Genomic DNA, 18,565 nt, shown 5'->3' with positions numbered 1-18,565 from the left:
GGTGGAATGGAGATCCACCAGGGGGGGCTGACCTCGAGCGCATCGAATTACTTCGCTTCCCTGAGCAGCCTGCCGTAACGCTCCAGATCGTCGTAGCGGTTCTGCCAGGTCGTGTACATGAAGCCGTCGACCTTGGGGACGCCCCGAGCGGCGGCGTTCCAGGTCGAGAAATTGTCGTCGCCGTCGTAGTAGCCGGCGAGGACCTGCGCGTGGCCGCGGGCGGCGAAGAAGTCGAGGCTCGCTTTCGCCTTGCCGGCGTTCCAGTTGGCGATCGCGACCGAGGGGGCGAGCCCTTCCCACGAGCCTTCGAGGGTGCCGTTGGCCAGGTAGTAATCCTTGACGGCGTTGTGGGTCGGGTCGAACATGTCGGACCAGACGACGACCCCGGCGTCGGGCCGCAGGTCGCGGAGGATCTGCGTGCAGCGCCGGGCGTTGTCGGCCAGCAGCGCGCCGGGCGTCAGATTGCGGGAGCGGCACGCCCGACACCAGTTGGCGACGCGCAGCTCGTCGTGCTGCATGAAAAAAGTCCGAGGATGGTACAGGTCGTCGACCCGCCTCGCCTGGTCCTTCAGCAGGTCGTAGACCCTGGGCTCGCTCAGGCAGCAGGCCGCGTACGAGCCCAGGACGAGCACGGGGTGGTACCAACTCACCTTCAACGCGTCGCCGTCGTGGATCCGCGAGCCGGAGGTGAGCCGCAGCGGGGCGCCGTCGTGGTTGAACTCGTACTCGCCCTCGTAGGTAACTTGGCCGAGCTTCGGGTCGCGGACGGGCTCGAAATCCTTCCCCTCGACATAGTTCGTCTTGCCGTCGGCGGAGGCGACCGCGAGCGGGCAGCCGTCGCGCCTCAGGACGTTGACGAGCGCCATCTCCTCCAGCGCCAGGTCGTCGATCCAGAGCGTCCCCGACTTGCCCCCCCAGAGGCCGGCGTAGAGGTTCACCTCGGTCTGGTCCTGGCTGTTGAAGACGACCTCGACGCGGGTCCAGTCGCGAGAGGGCTCCAGGCCCCCCTCGTGGAAGGTCAACGGCCGATCGCCCTGCTTGCCGATCGCCAGCAGCCGGAACGCGCCGGTGGGCGCGAGGTCCTGGGTCTTCGCCCAGCAGGAGAGCCGGTAGCAGGCGTGCGGGCGGACCTTGACCGATTGGATCAGTCGACAGACCGGCGTGGAGCCCAGGTCTTGCATGCGGCAGGACGTGGTCCCGCCGTGGGCGACCTGGCGGTCCGCCACCGTCCCCTTCCCCGGGGCGTCCTGGTAACCGAAGCCGACGAAGACGTCTCCCTTCGTCTCCTCCAGGTCCCCGTTCTTGATTCGCGCGGCGGGATCGGGCTGGAGGACGGCGTCACGCCCCCGGACGACGAACGGGGCGTCGACGACCGGCATCCCCTCGGCGAGGTTGACGTCGTGCGAAAGGAGGCCGTTGCTGTAGCCGATAGGGAAGATCCCCGGGATGATCTCGACTTCGGCCCGGACGGCCGCCGCCTTCACGCGATCGACGTGCTGGAAATAGTGGGCCGGCATCCGCCCCAGGAAGTTCAGCTTGTAGTCGCTGATCACGACCCCGTTGTAGTCGTCCCTCCCGGCGCGTTCGATAAGCGCGACGACCCGATCGGCCTCCGCCTCGACCATCAGGTTGGCCATCACCCAGACCCATCGCCGCTCATATCGCGGGCCGAGGCCGGCCGCCTGGGCCGCGCCGGCGAGGCCGGCTAACAAAAGGACGAGGCCTTGGAACATCTTCATCGGCGTCCCTCCAAGCGGAAACCGTGGCGGCGACAGGCTATGAGTCGGATCGGATTCTACCGATGCGACGTGCGACCGTCCAGGACGTGGCCCCCGGGCGGCCCGGTTCGGCGGAGGCGGACGGTTGCCCGGCCCGACGCGCGGCCGTAGCATGTCGTCCGCGAGGCGAGGCGCGGTCGGCGGGTTGGGAGCTTCGGCGCGTCCTCGGGGTCGAGGCCGGCGTCCGGGAGCCAAGTCGAACAGGAGAGTCGCATGATCCAGCGTGGATTGATCGTCGTCGGGGCCTGGTTCGCCCTCTTCCAGGCCGGGTCCGCCGGCGCCGCCGACCCGCCGGCCGCGGAGAAGTCGACGTTCTGGGTCATCCCCCACACCCACTGGGAGGGGGCCGTCTTCAAGACGCGCGAAGAGTACCTGGAGATGGGGCTGCCGAACATCCTCAAGGCGCTCCGGCTGCTCGAAGAACAGCCGGGCAACCGCTTCGTGCTGGATCAGGTCGCCTACGTCCGGCCTTTCCTGGAACGCTATCCCGACCAGGAGCCGCTCTTCCGCAGGCTCGTCGCCGAGGGCCGGCTGCAGATCACCGGCGGCATGGACGTCATGCCCGACGTGAACATGCCCGGCGGAGAGTCGTTCGTCCGCCAGGTCCAGTACGGCAAGGGGTACTATCGCGACAAGCTCGGGATCGACGTGACGACGGGCTGGCTGATCGACACGTTCGGACACCACGCGCAGATGCCGCAGCTCATGAAGCTCGCAGGCTTCCGTTCCTACTGGACCCAGCGCGGGGTGCCTTATCGCGAACACCCCGCGGAGTTTCTCTGGGAGGGGATCGACGGCACTCGGCTGGCGACGTTCTACATGCCTGCCACCTACGCCTTGCTCTACGGCTCGCCCAACGACCCGGCCAAATTCCGAGAATTCCTCGTCGGGCGATTCGGGGCGCTCGATCGCAACGCGCCCGGGCCGCATCGGGTGGGCCTCGCCGGCGTGGACGTCGGAGTTCCCGAGCCGCATCTCGCGCCCATGGTCGAGGCGTTCGACAAGGCGCCCGACTCGCCGTTCCGGGCGCGGATGGCGACGCCCAGCGACTTCGAGGCGGTGATCGGCGAACGCACGGACCTGCCGGTGTTCAAGGGCGAGCTGAGCCCGATCTTCCAGGGGGCTTACAGCAGCCGGATCGAGCTGAAGACGTGGATGCGGCGGATCGAGGAGCGGCTGCTGACCGCCGAGAAGCTCGCCGCGATCGAGCAGATGCAGGGGGGCGGTGGGGCGTCCGACCTGCCCGCGCTCTGGCGGGCGTGGGAGCCGGCCCTGTTCAACGAGACCCACGACCTGGCGTCGGGCGTCATGACCGACCACGTCTACGACGACGTCGTCGGCGGCTTCCAGTTCTCCGACCGTCTCGCCGCCGAGCAGATCGCCCGGGGCTGGGACGCGCTCGCCGCCAGGATCGACACCCGGGGCGAGGGCGTGCCGATCGTCGTGTTCAACCCCCTGAGCTGGACGCGGTCCGACCTGGCCGAGGTCGACCTCGGCTTCAGCGCGAAGGGCGTCGGCGGCGTCGAGATCGTCGACGACCGGGGGGCGGTCCGGCCGTCGCAGGTCGTCGCCTCGACCACGTATCCCGACGGCGGCGTCTGCAAGGCGCGGGTCGCGTTCGTCGCGGCCGACGTGCCGTCGCTCGGCTACCGGACTTACCACGCCCGCCCCGCGTCCTCGCCCGCCACGCCGCCCGCTCCGGCGCCGGCCACGGTCGCGCTGGAGAATCGGTTCTACAAGATCACGCTCGACCCCGGCACGGGGGCCCTCGTCGGCCTTCGCGTGAAGGACGGCGACTGGGAGGTGTTCAAGGGGCCCGCCAACGTCGTCGCCAGGCACCAGGACAAGGGCGACGTGTGGGAGCTTTACAAGGGGCTCGACGGCGGCAGCAACATCGCCATGAAGACCGTTCAGCCCGTGCCGGCCCGGGGCTCGGCGAAGTTCAGCGACGAGTCCCACGACGCGCCGGGCACTCTCGTCTCGGGGCCGGTCTACTCCGAGTTCCGGGTTGCCCACTCGTTCGACTCGGGCGGGTACGCCTCGACGGTGCGGCTATACGCCGACCTGCCGCGGATCGACTGCACCACGACCCTGGTCAACAACGAGAAGTACGTCCGCTACCAGGTGCTTTTCCCCACCACGATCGCGGCCGGCAAGCGGTTCGACGAGATCCCCTTCGGCGCGAGCGAGCGGCCCGACGGGATCGAGTTCCCCGCGCAGAACTGGTCCGACCTGAGCGGGTCCGGGCGGGGGCTGGCGGTGCTCAACATCGGCCTCCCGGGGCACGTCGTGACCGAAGGCACGTTGATGGTCTCGACCTTGCGCTCGCACAACCTGGGCGCCTACGGCTTCGGCGGCGGCTACGAGCCGGGGATGAGTTCGGAAGGGGCCTTCCAGATCGGCAAGGAGTGGACCGCCCGGTACGCCTTGCTCCCCCACGCCGGCGACTGGCGCGACGCGGGCGTCCCGAAGGCGGGCCTGGAGTTCAACCACCCGCTCATCGCCCGCACCGTGGGCTCGCACGAGGGGAGTCTGCCGACCAGCCGAGCTTTCGTCGATGTCTCCGCGCCGAACGTCGTCGTCTCGTCGCTCAAGCCGGCGCGCGGGGGCGGGGTCGCGCTCCGGCTTTACGAGACCTCCGGCCGACCCGCCCCCGCGACGGTGGTCAAGCTGCCCGCGGACATCGTCGCGGCCGGCGAGGCCGACCTCCTGGAGAACGTCCCGGCGCTCGCGGCGGTCGCGGCGGGCTCGGTGAGCGTCGACCTGGCGCCGTTCCAGATCAAGACCCTCGTCCTCCAGCGCAAGCCCCGGGCTCCTACGGCCCCCTGAGCCCAATCCCCCGCCCGGCCGCAGTCGAGACCTCGCCGGGCGGCGCCTCGCCGCTTACTTCTCGGCCTCCTTCTGCTCTTCCTCCGTGAACGCGATGTCCTGGCCGGTCGTCGCATAATCCGTCGTCTTCCTCGCGAGGCGCTCGAAGCCGAAGGGGAACCCGCCGGATTTCATCCTGAGGGTTTGGGAGCGGTGGAGTCCGAAGTGGGACGCCTGCCGGAAGGCGTCGAAGTCCGCCCCGAGGAAGACGAATTGCCAGCCCTTCGACTTGCACCGATCGACGGCGTCGTAAACGTCGTACTTCGACACCTCTCGGCTGTGGTTCTCGACCCCGTCGGTCATGACCACGATCACGGTCCTGTCGGCCCCGGCGGCCTCGGCCGTCGAGATGATGCGGCCGAGGGCGTCGTAGAGCGGGGTCTCGCCCCGCGGGGTCGCCTCGGCGGGCGTCACGTCCTTCCACTCGGTCGAGGGGACCCGGTCGCGAAGCACTTCGAATTTCAGCCCATCCATGCCGTCGAAGGTCGCCAGGGTGACGGTCGCTCCCGCCAGCGCTTTTACATAGGTGTTGATCGAGCCGAGCGCCTCGTCCCACCGCGAGGCCATCGAGCCGGAACGATCGAGGAGGATGTAGGCGTTGAGCGTTTCGTTCGCGTCGGACATGGGACCTCCCCACACCGGGGCTGGCCCGGCGGGCGGGATGAGGACGGCTTATCGGGATGAGACTCTTCGTACAACGGGAGTCGCGAGGCAAGCTTACGAAGCGAGCCTGAAATTCCGGGTGCAGGCTACCGCCCGTCGCTCGGAAGCCCTACAAACGTGACGTCGGTGCGCGGGCTCGAGGCCCGTTCGAGGACGGTCGCGCCGGGTTATTCTCATTGTCGACCTTCCACGCCCTCCTGAATTTGGCGAGGCGGTCCCCTCCCCCTCCACGACTCCACCGGGAGCGAACGATGTCCAGGCACGCCGTCGCGTTATGCGTCCTGCTCCTGATCGCGGCCCCGATCCGGGCGCGGGCCGAGTCGGCCGAGGTGAAGGGGACGTTCCCCGTCGCGATCCGGCTGGACGCCACGCGGTCCACGGGGCCGCTGCATCCGATCTGGCGGTTCTTCGGGGCCGACGAGCCGAACTACGCCACCATGAAGGACGGCCGGGAGTTGATCGGCGAGCTGGGACGCCTGCGGCCGGGGTCGGTCTACTTCCGCGCGCACAACCTGCTGACCTCGGGCGACGGAACGCCCGCGCTCAAGTGGGGCTCCACCGGCGCCTATCGCGAGGACGCTGCAGGGCGTCCGGTCTACGACTGGTCGATCGTCGACCGGATCTTCGACACCTATCTCGAGCGCGGCGTCCGGCCCTACGTGCAGATGGGCTTCATGCCGAAGGAACTGTCGATCAAGCCGGAGCCCTACCAGCACCGCTGGACGCCCACGGCGAAGTACGACGAGATCTACACGGGCTGGGCCTACCCGCCCAAGGACTACGCGAAGTGGGCCGAGCTGGTCCACCAGTGGGCGAAGCACTGCGTCGAGAAGTACGGTCGGGCCGAGGTGGAGGGGTGGTACTGGGAGACCTGGAACGAGGCCAACATCGGCTACTGGCGGGGGACGCCCGAGGAGTTCCAGAAGCTGCACGACTACGCCGTCGACGCCGTCCGGCGGGCCCTGCCGACGGCGCGCGTCGGCGGGCCGGACGCCGCCGGCAGCGGCGGCCGCTGGAGCCGCGACTTCCTGGAGCACTGCCTGCGCGGGACGAACCACGCGACCGGCCGGGTCGGCACGCCGATCGACTTCGTGTCGTTCCACGCCAAAGGGGCCCCGAGCGTCGTCGACGGCCACGTGCGGATGGGGATCGCCGAGCACCTGCGGACGGTCCAGGACGGCTTCCGCCTCGTCGCCTCGTTCCCCGAGTTGAAGGAGAAGCCGATCGTCATCGGCGAGTCCGACCCCGAAGGCTGCGCCGCGTGCCAGGGGCCGCGGTTCGGCTATCGCAACGGCACGATGTATTCCAGCTACACCGCGGCGAGCTTCGCGCGCAAGCACGACCTGGCCGAGCGGCTCGGCGTGAACCTCGAAGGCGCCCTGACCTGGGCCTTCGAGTTCGAGGACCAGCCCTTCTTCGCCGGCTTCCGCGCCCTGGCGACCAACGGCATCGACCTGCCCGTCCTGAACGTCTTCCGGATGTTCAGCCTCATGGGCGGCCGGCGGCTGGACGTGCAAAGCTCGGGCGCGGTCGGCCTCGACGCGATCCTCGAAAACGGCGTGCGCGCGGCCCCGGACGTCTCCGCGCTCGCGTCGTTCGACGGCGCCTCGCTCGCCATCCTCGCCTGGCACTACCACGACGACGACGTCCCCGGCCCCGACGCCGACGTGACGATCGAGGTGGCCGGCCTGCCGGCGGCGGCCCCCGTCCTCCTGCACCATTACCGGATCGACGCCCGCCACGGCAACGCCTTCGAGGCCTGGAAGCGGATGGGCTCGCCCCCTCGGCCGACGCCCGAACAGATTGCCGAGCTGGAGCGGCAGTCGCGGCTGACGCTCTTCGACTCCCCCGCCCGGCTTCGACCCGAGGACGGGATGCTCAAGCTGCAGGTCGTCCTGCCGCGTCAGGCGGTCTCGCTCCTGCGCCTGGAACTCGCCGCCGATCCGCCGCCGCTGCGCTAGTTCGAGAGATCGGCGAGGTACGTCCGACGCGGGGAAGCTCGCTCAATCCGCCAGCACTCCGTGATGTGAAGTCACCCGGTCCCGGCCACGGCTGTACTGCCGGGGCGAGCATCCCATGACTCGTTTGAAGGCCGTGCTGAAGGCGCTTTCGGACTCGTAGCCGAGCGATAGCGAGATGGCCGAGATGGGATCGCCGGAACTGGTCAGACGGTCCCCGGCCAGCAGCATCCGCCAGCGCGTCAGGTAGTCGATGGGGGTCGCGCCGACGGTCTCCTTGAACTTCTGGGCGAATCCCGACCGCGACATCCCGACGCGCTCGGCCAGCTCCTGCAGAGTCCAGGGATGGGCGGGGGCGGCGTGCATGGCGTTGATCGCCGGGCCGATCTGCTCGTCGGCCAAAGCAAAGAGCCAGCCGACGCCGCCCCTCGAGCCTTCCGCCAGATGCGCCCGCAGCGCCTGGACGAGCATCATGTGGGCGAGGTGCTGGATCACGAGATGGCCGCCCGGCTGCGGCTCGCGCAGCTCCTGCATCATCCGCTCGATGGACCAGCGCAGCGCCAGCTTGTCCGCCTCTTTCCGGATGTGGACGATCGGCGGCAGCATCTTCAGCAGGATGCCGGCGTGCTTCCCTTCGAGGCCGATGTAGCCGCCGACGCCCGAGACGTCGCCTCCCCCGTTCCAGACGGCGAACCCGCCGTTCATCGGCCGCGAATGCATCGCCTTGAAGTCGACGGGCGGCAGCGCCAGGTCGCTCGTCAGTCGGAAAGGCCGCCCCAGGGGGAGCAGGAAGCAATCGCCGGACTTCAGGCGTACGGCTTGAGAGACGCCCTCCACGACGAGCCAGCACTGGCCGCCGACGATCGCATAGCACTTGATGCCTTCGTGCTCGGGGAACTGCAGCGACCACTCGCCGCCGACGTCGAAACCCCCGCACATGGTATTTCGTGGTTTCAGCAGGGAAAGCACGCCGGATAAGGGATCCATGGGTCGCTCCTGGACGATCGCGAAGAAAGATTGGACTTCCGAGCATAGATCGTCTCGGTTCAAAAACCTAGCCTTGGAAATCCGCGAACAGAAACCGAATTCAATCCAGGGGGGATTCCTGATGCGTGTTTTCCTGACCGGCGCGACGGGCTTCATCGGCACCGAGGTCACTCGGGACCTCATCGAGGCGGGCCACGCGGTGCTCGGCCTTTCTCGCTCGGACAAAGGCGCTGGGGCGCTCGCGGCCGCCGGGGCCGAGGTCCACCGGGGCGACCTCGAAGACCTCGACAGCCTGCGGAAGGGGGCCGCGGCCTGCGACGGGGTGATCCACTGCGGTTTCATCCACGATTTCTCGCGGTTCCAGGAGGTCTGCGAGGTGGACCGGCGGGCCATCGAGGCCATCGGCGACGCGCTCGCCGGCTCCGATCGGCCCTTCGTCGTCACCTCCGGGACCGGGATGGGGACCAGGACGCCGGGCCAGCCCGCGACCGAGGACCATTTCGACCCCAACCACCCGAACCCCCGCTTAGGCTCGGAGATCGCGGCGGAGGCGGTCGCCGATCGCGGCGTGCGCGTGACGGTCGTCCGCCTGCCGCAGGTCCACGACACGTTGAAGCAGGGCCTCGTCACCCCGGCGATCGCCGTGGCCCGCGAGAAGGGCCTCGCGGCGTACGTCGGCGACGGGCTCAACCGCTGGCCCGCGGTCCACGTCCTCGACGCCGCCCCCGTCTACCGTCTGGCCCTGGAGAAGGGACCGCACCGGGCGAGGTATCACGCGGTCGCCGAGGAGGGCGTGACGGCCAGGGCGATCGCCGAGGCCATCGGCCGGGGCCTGAAGATCCCGGTCGTCTCCCTGTCGCCCGAGGAGGCCGCCGGCCACTTCGGATGGATGGCGATGTTCGTCGGCTGGGACATGCCGGCGTCCAGCAAGCTGACGCAGGAGCGGCTGGGATGGCGTCCGACGCAGAAGGCCGGGATGATCGAGGATCTCGACCACATGAACTGGTCCGGGGGGTGAGAATCCGTCGGGCCGTCTCGATCGATGCGACGCATGTTCCTGGGAGGCGAGCCCGGGCGTGACCGACCCGACGTTCGGCGAGATCGAGTTCAAAATCGACGCCTGGGACGGCCTCGCCCCGTTCGCGTACGAGCCGTCCCGGACGTCAAGGTTCGCGGTCCACATCTGGGCCGACGAGTCGGGCCCGTCGGCCCTCCAGCGAGCGACCTTCGATCAGCTCAAGGCGCGATACCCCTCGCTCTGGCCGGACATCGCGGAGGCGTTGCTCCTTTGCCACCCCGGCCTGATTTCCGTCGAGGAGGTCGCGGCGGGACTCAGCCCGACGATCGGCTGCTACATCGAAGACGAGGGCGGCCCCGCCCACGCGGACTTCGAGCTGGTCTACACCTTCGACCTTCCCGGGGAGGGCGGCCGCGGCTATTTCGTACGCATCGTCGGGTGGGACATCGTCGAAGCCTTCGCCGCCGAGTGAGGTCGAGCATCGAAGTGATCCTCACCGGGGCTCCATGGTCCTCTCGACGGCGGGGACCTCGATGATGCGGAAGGGCGGCGCGTCGGGAGAGGTCCGGCGCATCAGGGGGAGCGAGACGTTGTAGACCGGGACGCCGCCGGAGGTCCGTCCTTCGGGGCTGCCGTTGTGGGCGTGGCCGTGGACGACGGCGTCGACCGGGTAGCGGTTAAGAGGGTCTTCCAGGCGGCCGCAGCCGAGGAACGGGAAGATCTCGGGCGGCTCGTTCTCGACGGTCGCCTGGATCGGCGCGTAGTGGAGCACGGCGATCCGGCTCTCGGTGCGCAGGCGGGCGAGGGCAGATTCGAGCTTCAGGGCCTCGTCGACCGCCTCCTGGACGAACGCCTTGACCGCCTTCTCGCCCCACGAGCCGAGCGTCCCGCGGCCGAAGCCGCCCGCGAAGCCCCGGGCCCCCGCGAAGCCGACGCCCTTGACCTCCACGGCGTCGCCGTCGAGCAAAAACAGCCCCGCGTCGGTCAGGATCCGAGCGACCTCGTCCTCGCGGCCCATCTCGAAATCGTGGTTCCCCAGCACGGCGACGATGGGCAGGTGCGAGGCGACGGCCAGCTCCTCGACGAGGATCTCGGCCTCCTCGGGCAGTCCGTAGTCGGTCAGATCGCCGCAGAGCACCAGCACGTCGGCGAACCGGTCGGCGTTTTCGAACAGGGGTCGGATCGTCCCTCGGGATGTCTTGCCGCAGTGGAGGTCCCCCACCGCGGCGACCCGCACGATCGATTTCGAATCGGACATCACGCCCTCCACCTCCGGGGATGACCAGGAGTCGCCGCCGACCGGGCGACGCACAGGACCTTCTTCTCGGCAAAGTGCGTGCCCACTCGGCATTGCCTTTGCGAGATTGGGCGGTTCCTGGAAATCGCGGCGGAGGACGAAGGCGATGGAACTGGCACCGGTCGATCTGGATCCCAACACGCGGGCGTTCTACGTGCGGACGCTGGCAGTCCTGAACGAGGCGGACGCCCCGTTCCTCGTGGGGGGGGCGTATGCGTTCGCGAAGTACACGGGGATCGAACGTCACACCAAGGACCTGGACGTCTTCGTCCTGAGGCGCGATCGCGATCTGGTGCTGCAGACGCTCGCGGCGGCCGGGTATCGCACCGAGGTCTCGTTCCCCCACTGGCTGGCCAAGGCGTTCAGCGACGACGGGTTCATCGACGTGATCTACGGCGCGGGGAACGGCGTGGCGGAGGTCGACGACGAGTGGTTCGACCACGCGTCCGACGGAGAGATCCTCGGCGTGCCGGTGAAGCTGTGCCCGGCCGAGGAGATGATCTGGTCGAAGGGCTACATCCAGGAACGCGAGCGGTTCGACGGCGCGGACGTCGCCCACCTCCTGCGAAGCTGCGGCGAGTCGCTCGACTGGACCCGGCTGATCGGCCGCTTCGGCGACCACTGGCGCGTGCTTTTCGCCCACCTCGTCACCTTCGGCTTCATCTACCCGGCCGAGCGCGACCGGATCCCCGGCTGGGTGATCCGTCGCTTCCTGGCCAAGCTGGGCGACGAGCTGGAGAACTCGTCCATGCAGGAAGGCGTCTGCTTCGGCACCTTGCTGTCGCGCGAGCAGTACCTTGCCGACACCGGCCGATGGGGCTATCACGACGCCCGCCTCCGGCCCCTGGGCCGCATGTCGCCCGAGGAGGTCGCCCACTGGACGGCCGCCATCGCGGACCCGACGGGCTGACGAATCGCCCCGCCTCCTTCTCCCGAACGGATAAGGGCTGATGCGAATGGCTTATCTCACCGCGACGCGGTAGGATGGCCGACGTCGCAGGTCACCTTGCATCCCGATCTCTTCACGGGAAAAGGACGGAGACGATGAGCACACGGCGTACGCGTCGGGAATTCCTGGGCCGCGTCGGCGGGGGCATGCTGGTCGCCAGCGTCGGCCTCGGCACGGCGGTCGACATGGGCCTCACGTCCGCCCGAGGCGAGGATGCGGGCGACGGCCGCATCACGTTCGGCGATCTGGAACCCCTCGTCGGCTTGATGCAGGACACGTCGATCGACCGGATCTTGCCGGCCCTCGTCGAGAAGCTCAACGCCGGGACCGACCTGAAGCAGCTCGTGGCGGCCGCGGCGCTCGCCAACGCGCGGACGTTCGGCGGCGAGGACTACATCGGCTTTCATACTTTGATGGCCCTGGCACCCGCCTATCACATGGCGCGCGAGCTTCCCGAGGACCGTCGCGCGCTGCCCGTGCTCAAGGTGCTCTACCGCAACACGAACCGCATCCAGGAGCACGGCGGCCGGGCGTCCGAGGTCCTGCACGCCGTCAAGCCGGGCGTCCTGTCGGCGGGTCACGACCCGGCCGAGGCCCTGCGCGACGCGGTCCGTCGCCGCGACGTGGACGAGGCCGAGGGGACCTTCGCCGCGATCGCCGCCGGCTCGCCCGACGACGCGTTCAACAGCCTGCTCATGACTGTCGAGGACCATACCGAGGTGCACCGCGTCGTCCTCCCCTATCGCGCGTGGGAGCTGCTCGACGTCGTCGGCCGGGAGCAGGCCCACACGATGCTCCGGCAGTCGGTCCGCTACTGCGTCAAGAACGAGCGTGACGCCGCCCACGCCGCGCAGAGCGACGAGTCCCGCGTTCTGCTGCCGGCGCTCTTCGACCGGCACCACCTGCCGCGGACGTCCCCCGGGACGAAGCGGCCCGGCGACGAATGGGTCGCCGCAATGTGCAAGACGATCTTCGAATCGAGCCCGCCGACCGCCGCCGAGGCCGTGGCCGCGGCGCTGGCCGAGGGGATCGACCCGGCGGACGTCGGCGAGGCGATCGCGCTGGCCGCGAATCAGCTCGTCCTGCGCGACGGCGGCCGCCTGGAACGCTGGGCGCAGCCGGGCAAGCCTCCGGGGAGCGTCCACGGCGACTCGATCGGCGTCCACGCCAGCGACGCGGTCAACGCCTGGCGAAACATGGCGCGCGTGGTCAACCCCCGCAACGCCGCCGCCTGCCTGATCCTCGCCGGCTTCGAGGTCGCCCGCGACCGCCAGTCTCGCGAGGCAGAGTTCCGCACGTGGGCCCCCCGCCCGCTCGCCGAGTACCTCGACGGAATCACGGCGACCGACGCGAAAGTCCTGCTGGCCGAGACCGAATCCGCAATCAAGGCGAATAAGCAGGAGATCGCGTCCGCGTTCGTGGGCCGATACGGCGGCCTCGGCCTCGACCCCGCGCCGGTCTTCGCGCTCATGCTGAAATACGCGGTGAGCGAGGACGGCGCCCTGCACGCCGAGAAGTATTACAACACGGTCCGCGAGGAGTTCGCCTCGACCCGGCCCGCCTTCCGCTGGCGGCAGCTCGTCGCCCTCGCCCGCGTCACCGCCAGCGAATGCGGCCGCCCCGCGCCCGGCATGGCCCAGGCGAGGGACCTGCTCAAGGTCTGATCGACGCCGGCTCGGGACCGCCGGCCTCGCGCCTCACTCGTGCAACCGGCTGAGGCGTTTGACGTCGGTCCCGAGCAAGCCCGCGATGCGCGGGGAGACGGCGTGAAACTTGGCGCAGACCTCGTTGCCCGTGATCGGGTAGGCGTGGTAGCCGCCCGTTCCGTCGTCTCGGAAGGCATAGATCTTGCCCTCGCGGACCCCGATGAAGACCCCCTTGTCCGGGACTTCCAGGCAATGGACCGGATCGTTCAACAGGCGTTCCGCCTCGATCGGCGTCAGGTCGAGGCGGGAGTCTTTCCGCCCGGGCTCGCCAGGGGATTTATGCTTCGGGTTCGGATTGTACTATCGAATGGATCGAAGCCCTTCCGGAGTTGGACGGGATCGGCCCCGCGTGGTCAAGGCCTCGGTCAGTCCCACCAGAAGTACCAGACCGGCGCGTCGAGTAGGGTCGCGGCCAGGTTGGCGATGGTCCCGCAGCCCTGGTCGACGATGTCCGAGCAATACCAGTACTGTTCCCAGGCCAGGTCCATCGCCGCGTCCTGGGTCTGAGGCGGCCGGGCGACCAGGCATTCCACGACGTCGTGGGACGCGCCGACGATCTCCGCGCCGTACCGCCGGAACCACGCGCGGTGGAACGCAGCGTGGACTTCCGGGAACGGACAGTCGTTCCAGCCGCCGTAATTCAGGACCGCCGGGAGCTGCCAGGGCTCGTCGATCGTGACGAGGCCCAGGTAGACCTCGGGCTTGATCTTGCCGGTCATGAGGTCGATGTGGAGGCCGATCCCCGACTTCTCGATCTCGCCTTCCGGCCATTCCCCGATCAGTTCGTCGTCGAGCGCGACGCCGTCGTCTTCGACCTGACCCTTGCGCCCGGCGATCCAGGCGGCGGGATCGACGTCGAGCGACGCCCGGATGATCGCGGCCGGGTCGCGGCCGTCGGATTCAGCGGCTTCCTCGAGGTATTCCAGCTCCTCGGCGCCCCCGATCAGGAACGGATATACGCGACTCGTCGGATACTTCGCGCGGTACTCTTCGAGGCGCCGCAACGCGTCGACCCCGGCGACCTTGAACGTGGTGAACTCCATCCGTCGTCTCCGCCGCCCGGTGGGCCCGAGGTCGCAGCGCCAGCCGCGCGACCTCGACCCCCAATCGTACCACCGCGGCGACCGAGCGGGAGCCGGTCTGGGCGTTTCGACCTCAAGTGCGGGACGGCTCCAGGCAGACGAGCACGTTCGCGGCGGCGACGGTCAACGTGCAGAGGGCTCCGTAGAAGGCGCGGAAGAGCCAGGCGCCGGGGGCGTCGGTCGGATGGATGAAGCCCAGGGCGAAGAAGACCGCCCCCAGGGCCAGGGCGACGACGGCCGGCGTGCGGTAGCTGCGGGTCGAGCGGCCCTCCTCGGGCGACGCGAGCAGCACGCTCAGCGGGAGGATCAGGGCGATCAGCAGGGCGTAGACGAAAATCGTTCCCATCGGTCGATCTCCCGGGCGTAACGACGTGACCCCTTCCGCCCGATGGATGAGCGACGGCCCTCGCGGCGTGCCACGGATTTCCGAGAGGCCTCGGTTGGCCGGGACGCGGGCTTCCCGGTAAGCTCGCAAACCGTAAATTCGATACAATTTTCCACGCGGCGGAGGGCCGATGAGGTGGCGATCGCGAAGACCAACGCCGTCCGGCTGCTGGATCGGCTGGGGGTGGCGTACGAGCTGCGGGAGTACGAGGTCGACCCCGACGACCTCGTGGCCGAATCGGTCGCGCGGAAGATCGGCCTGCCCCCCGAGCAGGTCTTCAAGACGCTGGTGGCGCGAGGCGATAAGCACGGCGTCTGCCTGGCCGTCGTCCCCGCCGACTGCGAGCTGGATCTCAAGGCGATGGCGAAGGCGACGGGCGACAAGAAGGTCGACACCGTCGCCCTGAAGGAGGTCGAGCCGCTCACGGGCTACATCCGCGGCGGCGTGACGGCGATGGCCTGCAAGAAGGCGTACCCCGTCTATCTGGAAGAGACGGCCGAGCTGTTCGAGGTGATCTCGGTCTCGGCCGGCGTGCGGGGCGTCCAGGTGCTCCTGGCGCCCGACGACTACGTCCGGGCCGTCGACGCCCGGGTTGCGGGCATCGCCAAGGCCAGGTAGAGCCGAGGTCAGAATCGGGTCGCTCGGTAGGGGCGGGGATCGAGCGAGGGCGGCTCGCCGTCGAGCAATTCGGCGACGAGCTTGCCGGTGCCGGTGGCCATGGACAGGCCCAGCATGTTGTGACCGGCGGCGATCATCACGTTGCCGAGCGCCGGGGCGCGGTCGATGATCGGCAGGCCGTCGTAGGTCATCGGCCGCCAGCCGAACCAGGTCTGCTGGATGGGCTCGGCCTCGGGCTCCTGCAAAAACGGCGCTGCGCCGTCGCGGAGGAGCTGGAGCCGGGCGGGGGCGATGGTCTCGTCGTAGCCGGCGAACTCCATCGTCGAGCCCAGCCGGTAGCCCGCGTCGAACGGGGTGACGGCCACGCGGGTCTCGGGGAAGATCATCGGCACGCTCGGGCAGATCGACGGCCGGGGCATGGTGAGGCTGTAGCCCTTGCCGGGCTGGATCGGGATCTTGCAGCCCAGGTCGTCGTTGAGCCTCGGCGTCCAGGCGCCGGCCGCCAGGACGAAGGCGTCGGCCTGGATCGGGCCCTGGACCGTCTTGACCGCCGTCGCCGAGCCGTTGCGGCGCTCGAAGCCTTCGAAGGCGCAATTCTCTCGGAACGATCCGCCCGACGCCTCGACGTTCGAACGCCAGGCTCGCATCAACTTGTCCGGTCGGAGGTGGGCGTCTTCGCGGTAGTGCCAGCCGCCCGCGAGGCCCGGCTTGAGGGCCGGCTCGACATCCAGCACGGCGTCGCCGTCGTGGCGTTCGGCCCGGCAGTGGAACGCGCCGCCGAGCAATTCGTCGGTCGGGGCGTAGGCCTCGAACGCCTTCCGGTCCTTGTAGACGAAGAAGAGCCCGCGCTCGCGCCACTCGCAATCGAGACCCTCGTCGCGGATCAACTGCTGGTACAGGGCCAGCGAGGCGTCGAGGATCGGCTGGATCCCGCGGGCGGCTTCGAGCATGTCGCGCTCGTTGCAGCGACGGGCGAAATGGAGCAGCCACGACCAGAGGGCCGGGTCGAGGCGCGGCTTGATCTTGAACGCCGAGTTCGGCCTGAAGAGCGACGCCAGCCCCTTGGCGACCATGCCCGGCTCGGTGAGCGGCAGGACGTGGCTGGGGCAGACGAACCCGCAGTTGCCCGCCGAGCTGCCGCCGCCGATCGCTCCCCGGTCGATGACCGTGACGTCCCAGCCGGCCCTGTTCAGGTAATACGCGCACGAGGTCCCCACGACCCCGCCGCCGATCACGACCACGCGCTTGCTCATGTGCGGATGCCCGAACCGAAGGGATCGCGGGGGTCGACCAGCAGCGTCGACTCGGCCGTGATATAAGCCTTGCCGCGGATCCGGGGGCGGACGCCCCCCTCGATGATCCGCGCGGAGCCCTCGAAGACGCTGCCGACGATGCTCTCCTGCCGCCAGACGCGGCCCTCGGCGAGCTTGCCGTCGGCGACCAGGCAGGCGAGCTTGGCGCTCGTGCCGGTGCCGCAGGGCGAGCGGTCGTAGGCCTTGCCGGGGCAGAGGACGAAGTTGCGGCTGTCGGCGACCTCCGGCGACGACGGCGGGCCGAACAGCTCGACGTGATCGATCTCGCGACCGTCGTCGGTGTGCACGCCCTGCGCCTCGAGGGCCTGGCGGATCCGCCACGAGACCTCGGTCAGCCGCTCGACGTTCGCCAGGTCCAGCCGCTCGCCGTGGTCCTGCACGAGGAAGAACCAGTTGCCGCCCCAGGCGAGGTCGCCCGTGACGCGGCCCAGGCCCGGGACGTCGACCTCGACGTCCTTGAGGGCGCGGCGGCTGACGACGTTCTCGACGGCCACCGTGCCGTCAGGATCGAGTTCCATGGTGACGTCGCCGACCGGCGTTTCGACCCGGTGGACGCCGGGGCCGATCCGGCCCATGTGGGCGAGCGTCGCCCCCAGTCCGATCGTGCCGTGGCCGCACATTCCGATATAGCCGACGTTGTTGAAGTAGATCACGCCCGCCGCCGACTCGGGGTTCACCGGCTCGCAGAGCAGGGCGCCCACCACGACGTCGGACCCGCGGGGCTCGTTGACCACGCACGACCGGAAGTCGTCGAAGCGGTCGCGGAAGATCTCCACCCGCTCCGACATCGGCCCCCGACCCAGGTCGGGTCCGCCGGACACCACCACGCGGGTCGGCTCGCCGCCGGTATGCGAATCGATCACCTGGATCCGCCGCATCGTGACCTGCGACATGGCCCAACCTCCTTTCCGATCGAGTCAGGCCGTCGCCGGGATCCGGGGCCGATCGGCGATCCCCTTGCGGATGATCGCCAGGATCCGCTCGCGTTCCTCGCCTTCGAGCGTCAGCCGGGGGGCGCGGACCATCTCCGAGCCGTAGCCGCACTCCTGGACCGCCAGCTTGATGTACTGCACGAGCTTGGGGAAGGTGTCGAGGTGCAGCAAAGGCATGTACCAGCGGTAGACCTCGAGCGCCTCGTCCCAGCGGCCGGCCTCGGCCAGGTCCCAGAGCAGCCGGTTCTCGGCCGGGAAGGCGTTGACCAGCCCCGAGACCCAGCCCTCGGCGCCGAGCATCAGGCTCTCCAGCACCAGGTCGTCGACGCCGGCGAGCAGCGTGTAGCGGTCGCCGCAGGCGTTCTTCAGGTCGGTGATCCGGCGCACGTTCTCGGACGACTCCTTGATCGCGACCAGCGTGGGCTGGTCGGCCAGCTCCTGGAACATCTCGGGCGTGAGGTCGACGCCGTAGGTCACCGGGTTGTTGTAGACCATGATCGGCAGGTCGGTGGCCGACGCGACCGTCCGGAAGTGGGCGATCGTCTCCCGGGGCGCGGTCTTGTAGACCATCGGCGGAAGGACCATCAGGCCGTCGACGCCGATCGCCTTGGCGTCGGCCGCGTACCGGCAGGCCAGCTTCGTCGTATACTCGGCCACGCCGGTGAGGACCGGCACCCGGCCGGCGACGTGGTCCACCGTCGCCCGCAGGACTTCGAGCTTCTCCGGCTGCTCCAGGGAATAATTCTCGCCGACCGTCCCCAGCATGATCAGGCCGTGCAGCCCGGCGTCGATCATGACGTCGACGTGGGCCAGCGTGGACTTGAGGTTGAGCGACTGATCCTTGTTGAACTGCGTCGTCGCCGCGGCGAAGACGCCCCGCCATGAACTCGACATCCTCTGAACCTCTCGCGTGTCGGAATCGTCCGCGACGGCCTGTTCCCCCGGGCCGTCGATCAACGTCATACTATCCGATCATTCGACTTTCCACGACCGCCCACCGGTCTGGATTCG

General features: G+C 69.2%; 17 protein-coding genes. 7 read left to right on the top strand and 10 right to left on the bottom strand.

Features of this window, described 5'->3' with window-relative positions; translation table 11 throughout:
• Window positions 1-47: 47 nt before the first annotated feature.
• On the bottom strand, window positions 48-1,739 hold the full coding sequence (locus PZE19_RS21595) for a hypothetical protein (RefSeq protein ID WP_277862674.1): 1,692 nt from the start codon (window positions 1,737-1,739) through the stop codon (window positions 48-50).
• 252 nt (window positions 1,740-1,991) lie between these two features.
• Here PZE19_RS21595 and PZE19_RS21590 point away from each other — a divergent pair, with 252 nt between their 5' ends.
• Window positions 1,992-4,607: an alpha-mannosidase gene (locus PZE19_RS21590; protein WP_277862673.1), complete on the top strand. Its 2,616-nt coding sequence runs from the start codon at window positions 1,992-1,994 to the stop codon at window positions 4,605-4,607.
• A gap of 54 nt (window positions 4,608-4,661) precedes the next feature.
• On the opposite strand, the gene PZE19_RS21585 is transcribed toward PZE19_RS21590, so the two are convergent.
• Entirely contained in the window at window positions 4,662-5,270 is a 609-nt protein-coding gene (locus PZE19_RS21585) for a vWA domain-containing protein (protein ID WP_277862672.1), read from the bottom strand.
• Between the two features lie 290 nt (window positions 5,271-5,560).
• On the opposite strand from PZE19_RS21585, the gene PZE19_RS21580 reads away from it, so the two are divergent.
• Window positions 5,561-7,270 (top strand): GH39 family glycosyl hydrolase, encoded by a 1,710-nt coding sequence (locus PZE19_RS21580; RefSeq protein ID WP_277862671.1) that lies wholly within the window; start codon window positions 5,561-5,563, stop codon window positions 7,268-7,270.
• Window positions 7,271-7,312: 42 nt separating this feature from the next.
• Here the strand turns inward: PZE19_RS21580 and PZE19_RS21575 are convergent, their stop codons facing one another.
• On the bottom strand, window positions 7,313-8,254 hold the full coding sequence (locus PZE19_RS21575; RefSeq protein WP_277862670.1) for an AraC family transcriptional regulator: 942 nt from the start codon (window positions 8,252-8,254) through the stop codon (window positions 7,313-7,315).
• A 121-nt stretch (window positions 8,255-8,375) separates the two neighbouring features.
• On the opposite strand from PZE19_RS21575, the gene PZE19_RS21570 reads away from it, so the two are divergent.
• Together PZE19_RS21570 and PZE19_RS21565 are read left to right on the top strand one after the other, a co-directional pair.
• Window positions 8,376-9,272: an SDR family oxidoreductase gene (locus PZE19_RS21570; protein WP_277862669.1), complete on the top strand. Its 897-nt coding sequence runs from the start codon at window positions 8,376-8,378 to the stop codon at window positions 9,270-9,272.
• 58 nt (window positions 9,273-9,330) lie between these two features.
• Window positions 9,331-9,744 (top strand): hypothetical protein, encoded by a 414-nt coding sequence (locus PZE19_RS21565; RefSeq protein ID WP_277862668.1) that lies wholly within the window; start codon window positions 9,331-9,333, stop codon window positions 9,742-9,744.
• A 21-nt stretch (window positions 9,745-9,765) separates the two neighbouring features.
• On the opposite strand, the gene PZE19_RS21560 is transcribed toward PZE19_RS21565, so the two are convergent.
• Window positions 9,766-10,530, bottom strand: a complete 765-nt coding sequence (locus PZE19_RS21560) for a metallophosphoesterase family protein (RefSeq protein ID WP_277862667.1) — start codon at window positions 10,528-10,530, stop codon at window positions 9,766-9,768.
• A 145-nt stretch (window positions 10,531-10,675) separates the two neighbouring features.
• On the opposite strand from PZE19_RS21560, the gene PZE19_RS21555 reads away from it, so the two are divergent.
• Window positions 10,676-11,479, top strand: a complete 804-nt coding sequence (locus tag PZE19_RS21555; RefSeq protein ID WP_277862666.1) for a nucleotidyltransferase domain-containing protein — start codon at window positions 10,676-10,678, stop codon at window positions 11,477-11,479.
• A gap of 134 nt (window positions 11,480-11,613) precedes the next feature.
• Window positions 11,614-13,182, top strand: coding sequence for a hypothetical protein (locus PZE19_RS21550; RefSeq protein WP_277862665.1), 1,569 nt, complete (start codon window positions 11,614-11,616; stop codon window positions 13,180-13,182).
• 33 nt (window positions 13,183-13,215) lie between these two features.
• On the opposite strand, the gene PZE19_RS21545 is transcribed toward PZE19_RS21550, so the two are convergent.
• The 3 genes from PZE19_RS21545 to PZE19_RS21535 form a co-directional block, all read right to left on the bottom strand.
• Window positions 13,216-13,434, bottom strand: coding sequence for a hypothetical protein (locus PZE19_RS21545; RefSeq protein WP_277862664.1), 219 nt, complete (start codon window positions 13,432-13,434; stop codon window positions 13,216-13,218).
• Between the two features lie 155 nt (window positions 13,435-13,589).
• A complete protein-coding gene (locus tag PZE19_RS21540; protein ID WP_277862663.1) occupies window positions 13,590-14,267 on the bottom strand; it encodes a DUF4253 domain-containing protein in 678 nt (225 codons plus the stop codon).
• 112 nt (window positions 14,268-14,379) lie between these two features.
• On the bottom strand, window positions 14,380-14,652 hold the full coding sequence (locus PZE19_RS21535) for a hypothetical protein (protein WP_277862662.1): 273 nt from the start codon (window positions 14,650-14,652) through the stop codon (window positions 14,380-14,382).
• A 174-nt stretch (window positions 14,653-14,826) separates the two neighbouring features.
• Between PZE19_RS21535 and ybaK the strand changes: the two genes are divergently transcribed.
• Window positions 14,827-15,309: a Cys-tRNA(Pro) deacylase gene (gene ybaK / locus PZE19_RS21530; RefSeq protein ID WP_277862661.1), complete on the top strand. Its 483-nt coding sequence runs from the start codon at window positions 14,827-14,829 to the stop codon at window positions 15,307-15,309.
• Window positions 15,310-15,317: 8 nt separating this feature from the next.
• Here ybaK and PZE19_RS21525 read toward each other — a convergent pair whose 3' ends face one another.
• From PZE19_RS21525 to PZE19_RS21515, 3 genes are read right to left on the bottom strand one after another with little or no spacing between them, the layout of a single operon-like run.
• Window positions 15,318-16,562 (bottom strand): NAD(P)/FAD-dependent oxidoreductase, encoded by a 1,245-nt coding sequence (locus tag PZE19_RS21525; RefSeq protein ID WP_277862660.1) that lies wholly within the window; start codon window positions 16,560-16,562, stop codon window positions 15,318-15,320.
• On the bottom strand, window positions 16,559-17,515 hold the full coding sequence (locus PZE19_RS21520; protein ID WP_277862659.1) for a 4-hydroxyproline epimerase: 957 nt from the start codon (window positions 17,513-17,515) through the stop codon (window positions 16,559-16,561). The genes PZE19_RS21525 and PZE19_RS21520 overlap by 4 nt, the downstream gene beginning before the upstream one ends.
• Before the next feature lie 24 nt (window positions 17,516-17,539).
• Window positions 17,540-18,448: a dihydrodipicolinate synthase family protein gene (locus tag PZE19_RS21515; protein ID WP_277862658.1), complete on the bottom strand. Its 909-nt coding sequence runs from the start codon at window positions 18,446-18,448 to the stop codon at window positions 17,540-17,542.
• Between the last annotated feature and the right edge of the window lie 117 nt (window positions 18,449-18,565).

This window comes from Paludisphaera mucosa, assembly GCF_029589435.1.
In the GTDB taxonomy this organism is placed as follows: domain Bacteria; phylum Planctomycetota; class Planctomycetia; order Isosphaerales; family Isosphaeraceae; genus Paludisphaera; species Paludisphaera mucosa.
This window is presented reverse-complemented; position numbering and strand designations above follow the sequence as displayed.

Bases quoted from the DNA above. Each gene is read 5' to 3' on its own strand.
- PZE19_RS21595 (WP_277862674.1), bottom strand. From the start codon at position 1,739: ATGAAGATGTTCCAAGGCCTCGTCCTTTTGTTAGCCGGCCTCGCCGGC.
- PZE19_RS21590 (WP_277862673.1), top strand. From the start codon at position 1,992: ATGATCCAGCGTGGATTGATCGTCGTCGGGGCCTGGTTCGCCCTCTTC.
- PZE19_RS21585 (WP_277862672.1), bottom strand. From the start codon at position 5,270: ATGTCCGACGCGAACGAAACGCTCAACGCCTACATCCTCCTCGATCGT.
- PZE19_RS21580 (WP_277862671.1), top strand. From the start codon at position 5,561: ATGTCCAGGCACGCCGTCGCGTTATGCGTCCTGCTCCTGATCGCGGCC.
- PZE19_RS21575 (WP_277862670.1), bottom strand. From the start codon at position 8,254: ATGGATCCCTTATCCGGCGTGCTTTCCCTGCTGAAACCACGAAATACC.
- PZE19_RS21570 (WP_277862669.1), top strand. From the start codon at position 8,376: ATGCGTGTTTTCCTGACCGGCGCGACGGGCTTCATCGGCACCGAGGTC.
- PZE19_RS21560 (WP_277862667.1), bottom strand. From the start codon at position 10,530: ATGTCCGATTCGAAATCGATCGTGCGGGTCGCCGCGGTGGGGGACCTC.
- PZE19_RS21555 (WP_277862666.1), top strand. From the start codon at position 10,676: ATGGAACTGGCACCGGTCGATCTGGATCCCAACACGCGGGCGTTCTAC.
- PZE19_RS21550 (WP_277862665.1), top strand. From the start codon at position 11,614: ATGAGCACACGGCGTACGCGTCGGGAATTCCTGGGCCGCGTCGGCGGG.
- PZE19_RS21540 (WP_277862663.1), bottom strand. From the start codon at position 14,267: ATGGAGTTCACCACGTTCAAGGTCGCCGGGGTCGACGCGTTGCGGCGC.
- PZE19_RS21535 (WP_277862662.1), bottom strand. From the start codon at position 14,652: ATGGGAACGATTTTCGTCTACGCCCTGCTGATCGCCCTGATCCTCCCG.
- PZE19_RS21525 (WP_277862660.1), bottom strand. From the start codon at position 16,562: ATGAGCAAGCGCGTGGTCGTGATCGGCGGCGGGGTCGTGGGGACCTCG.
- PZE19_RS21520 (WP_277862659.1), bottom strand. From the start codon at position 17,515: ATGTCGCAGGTCACGATGCGGCGGATCCAGGTGATCGATTCGCATACC.
- PZE19_RS21515 (WP_277862658.1), bottom strand. From the start codon at position 18,448: ATGTCGAGTTCATGGCGGGGCGTCTTCGCCGCGGCGACGACGCAGTTC.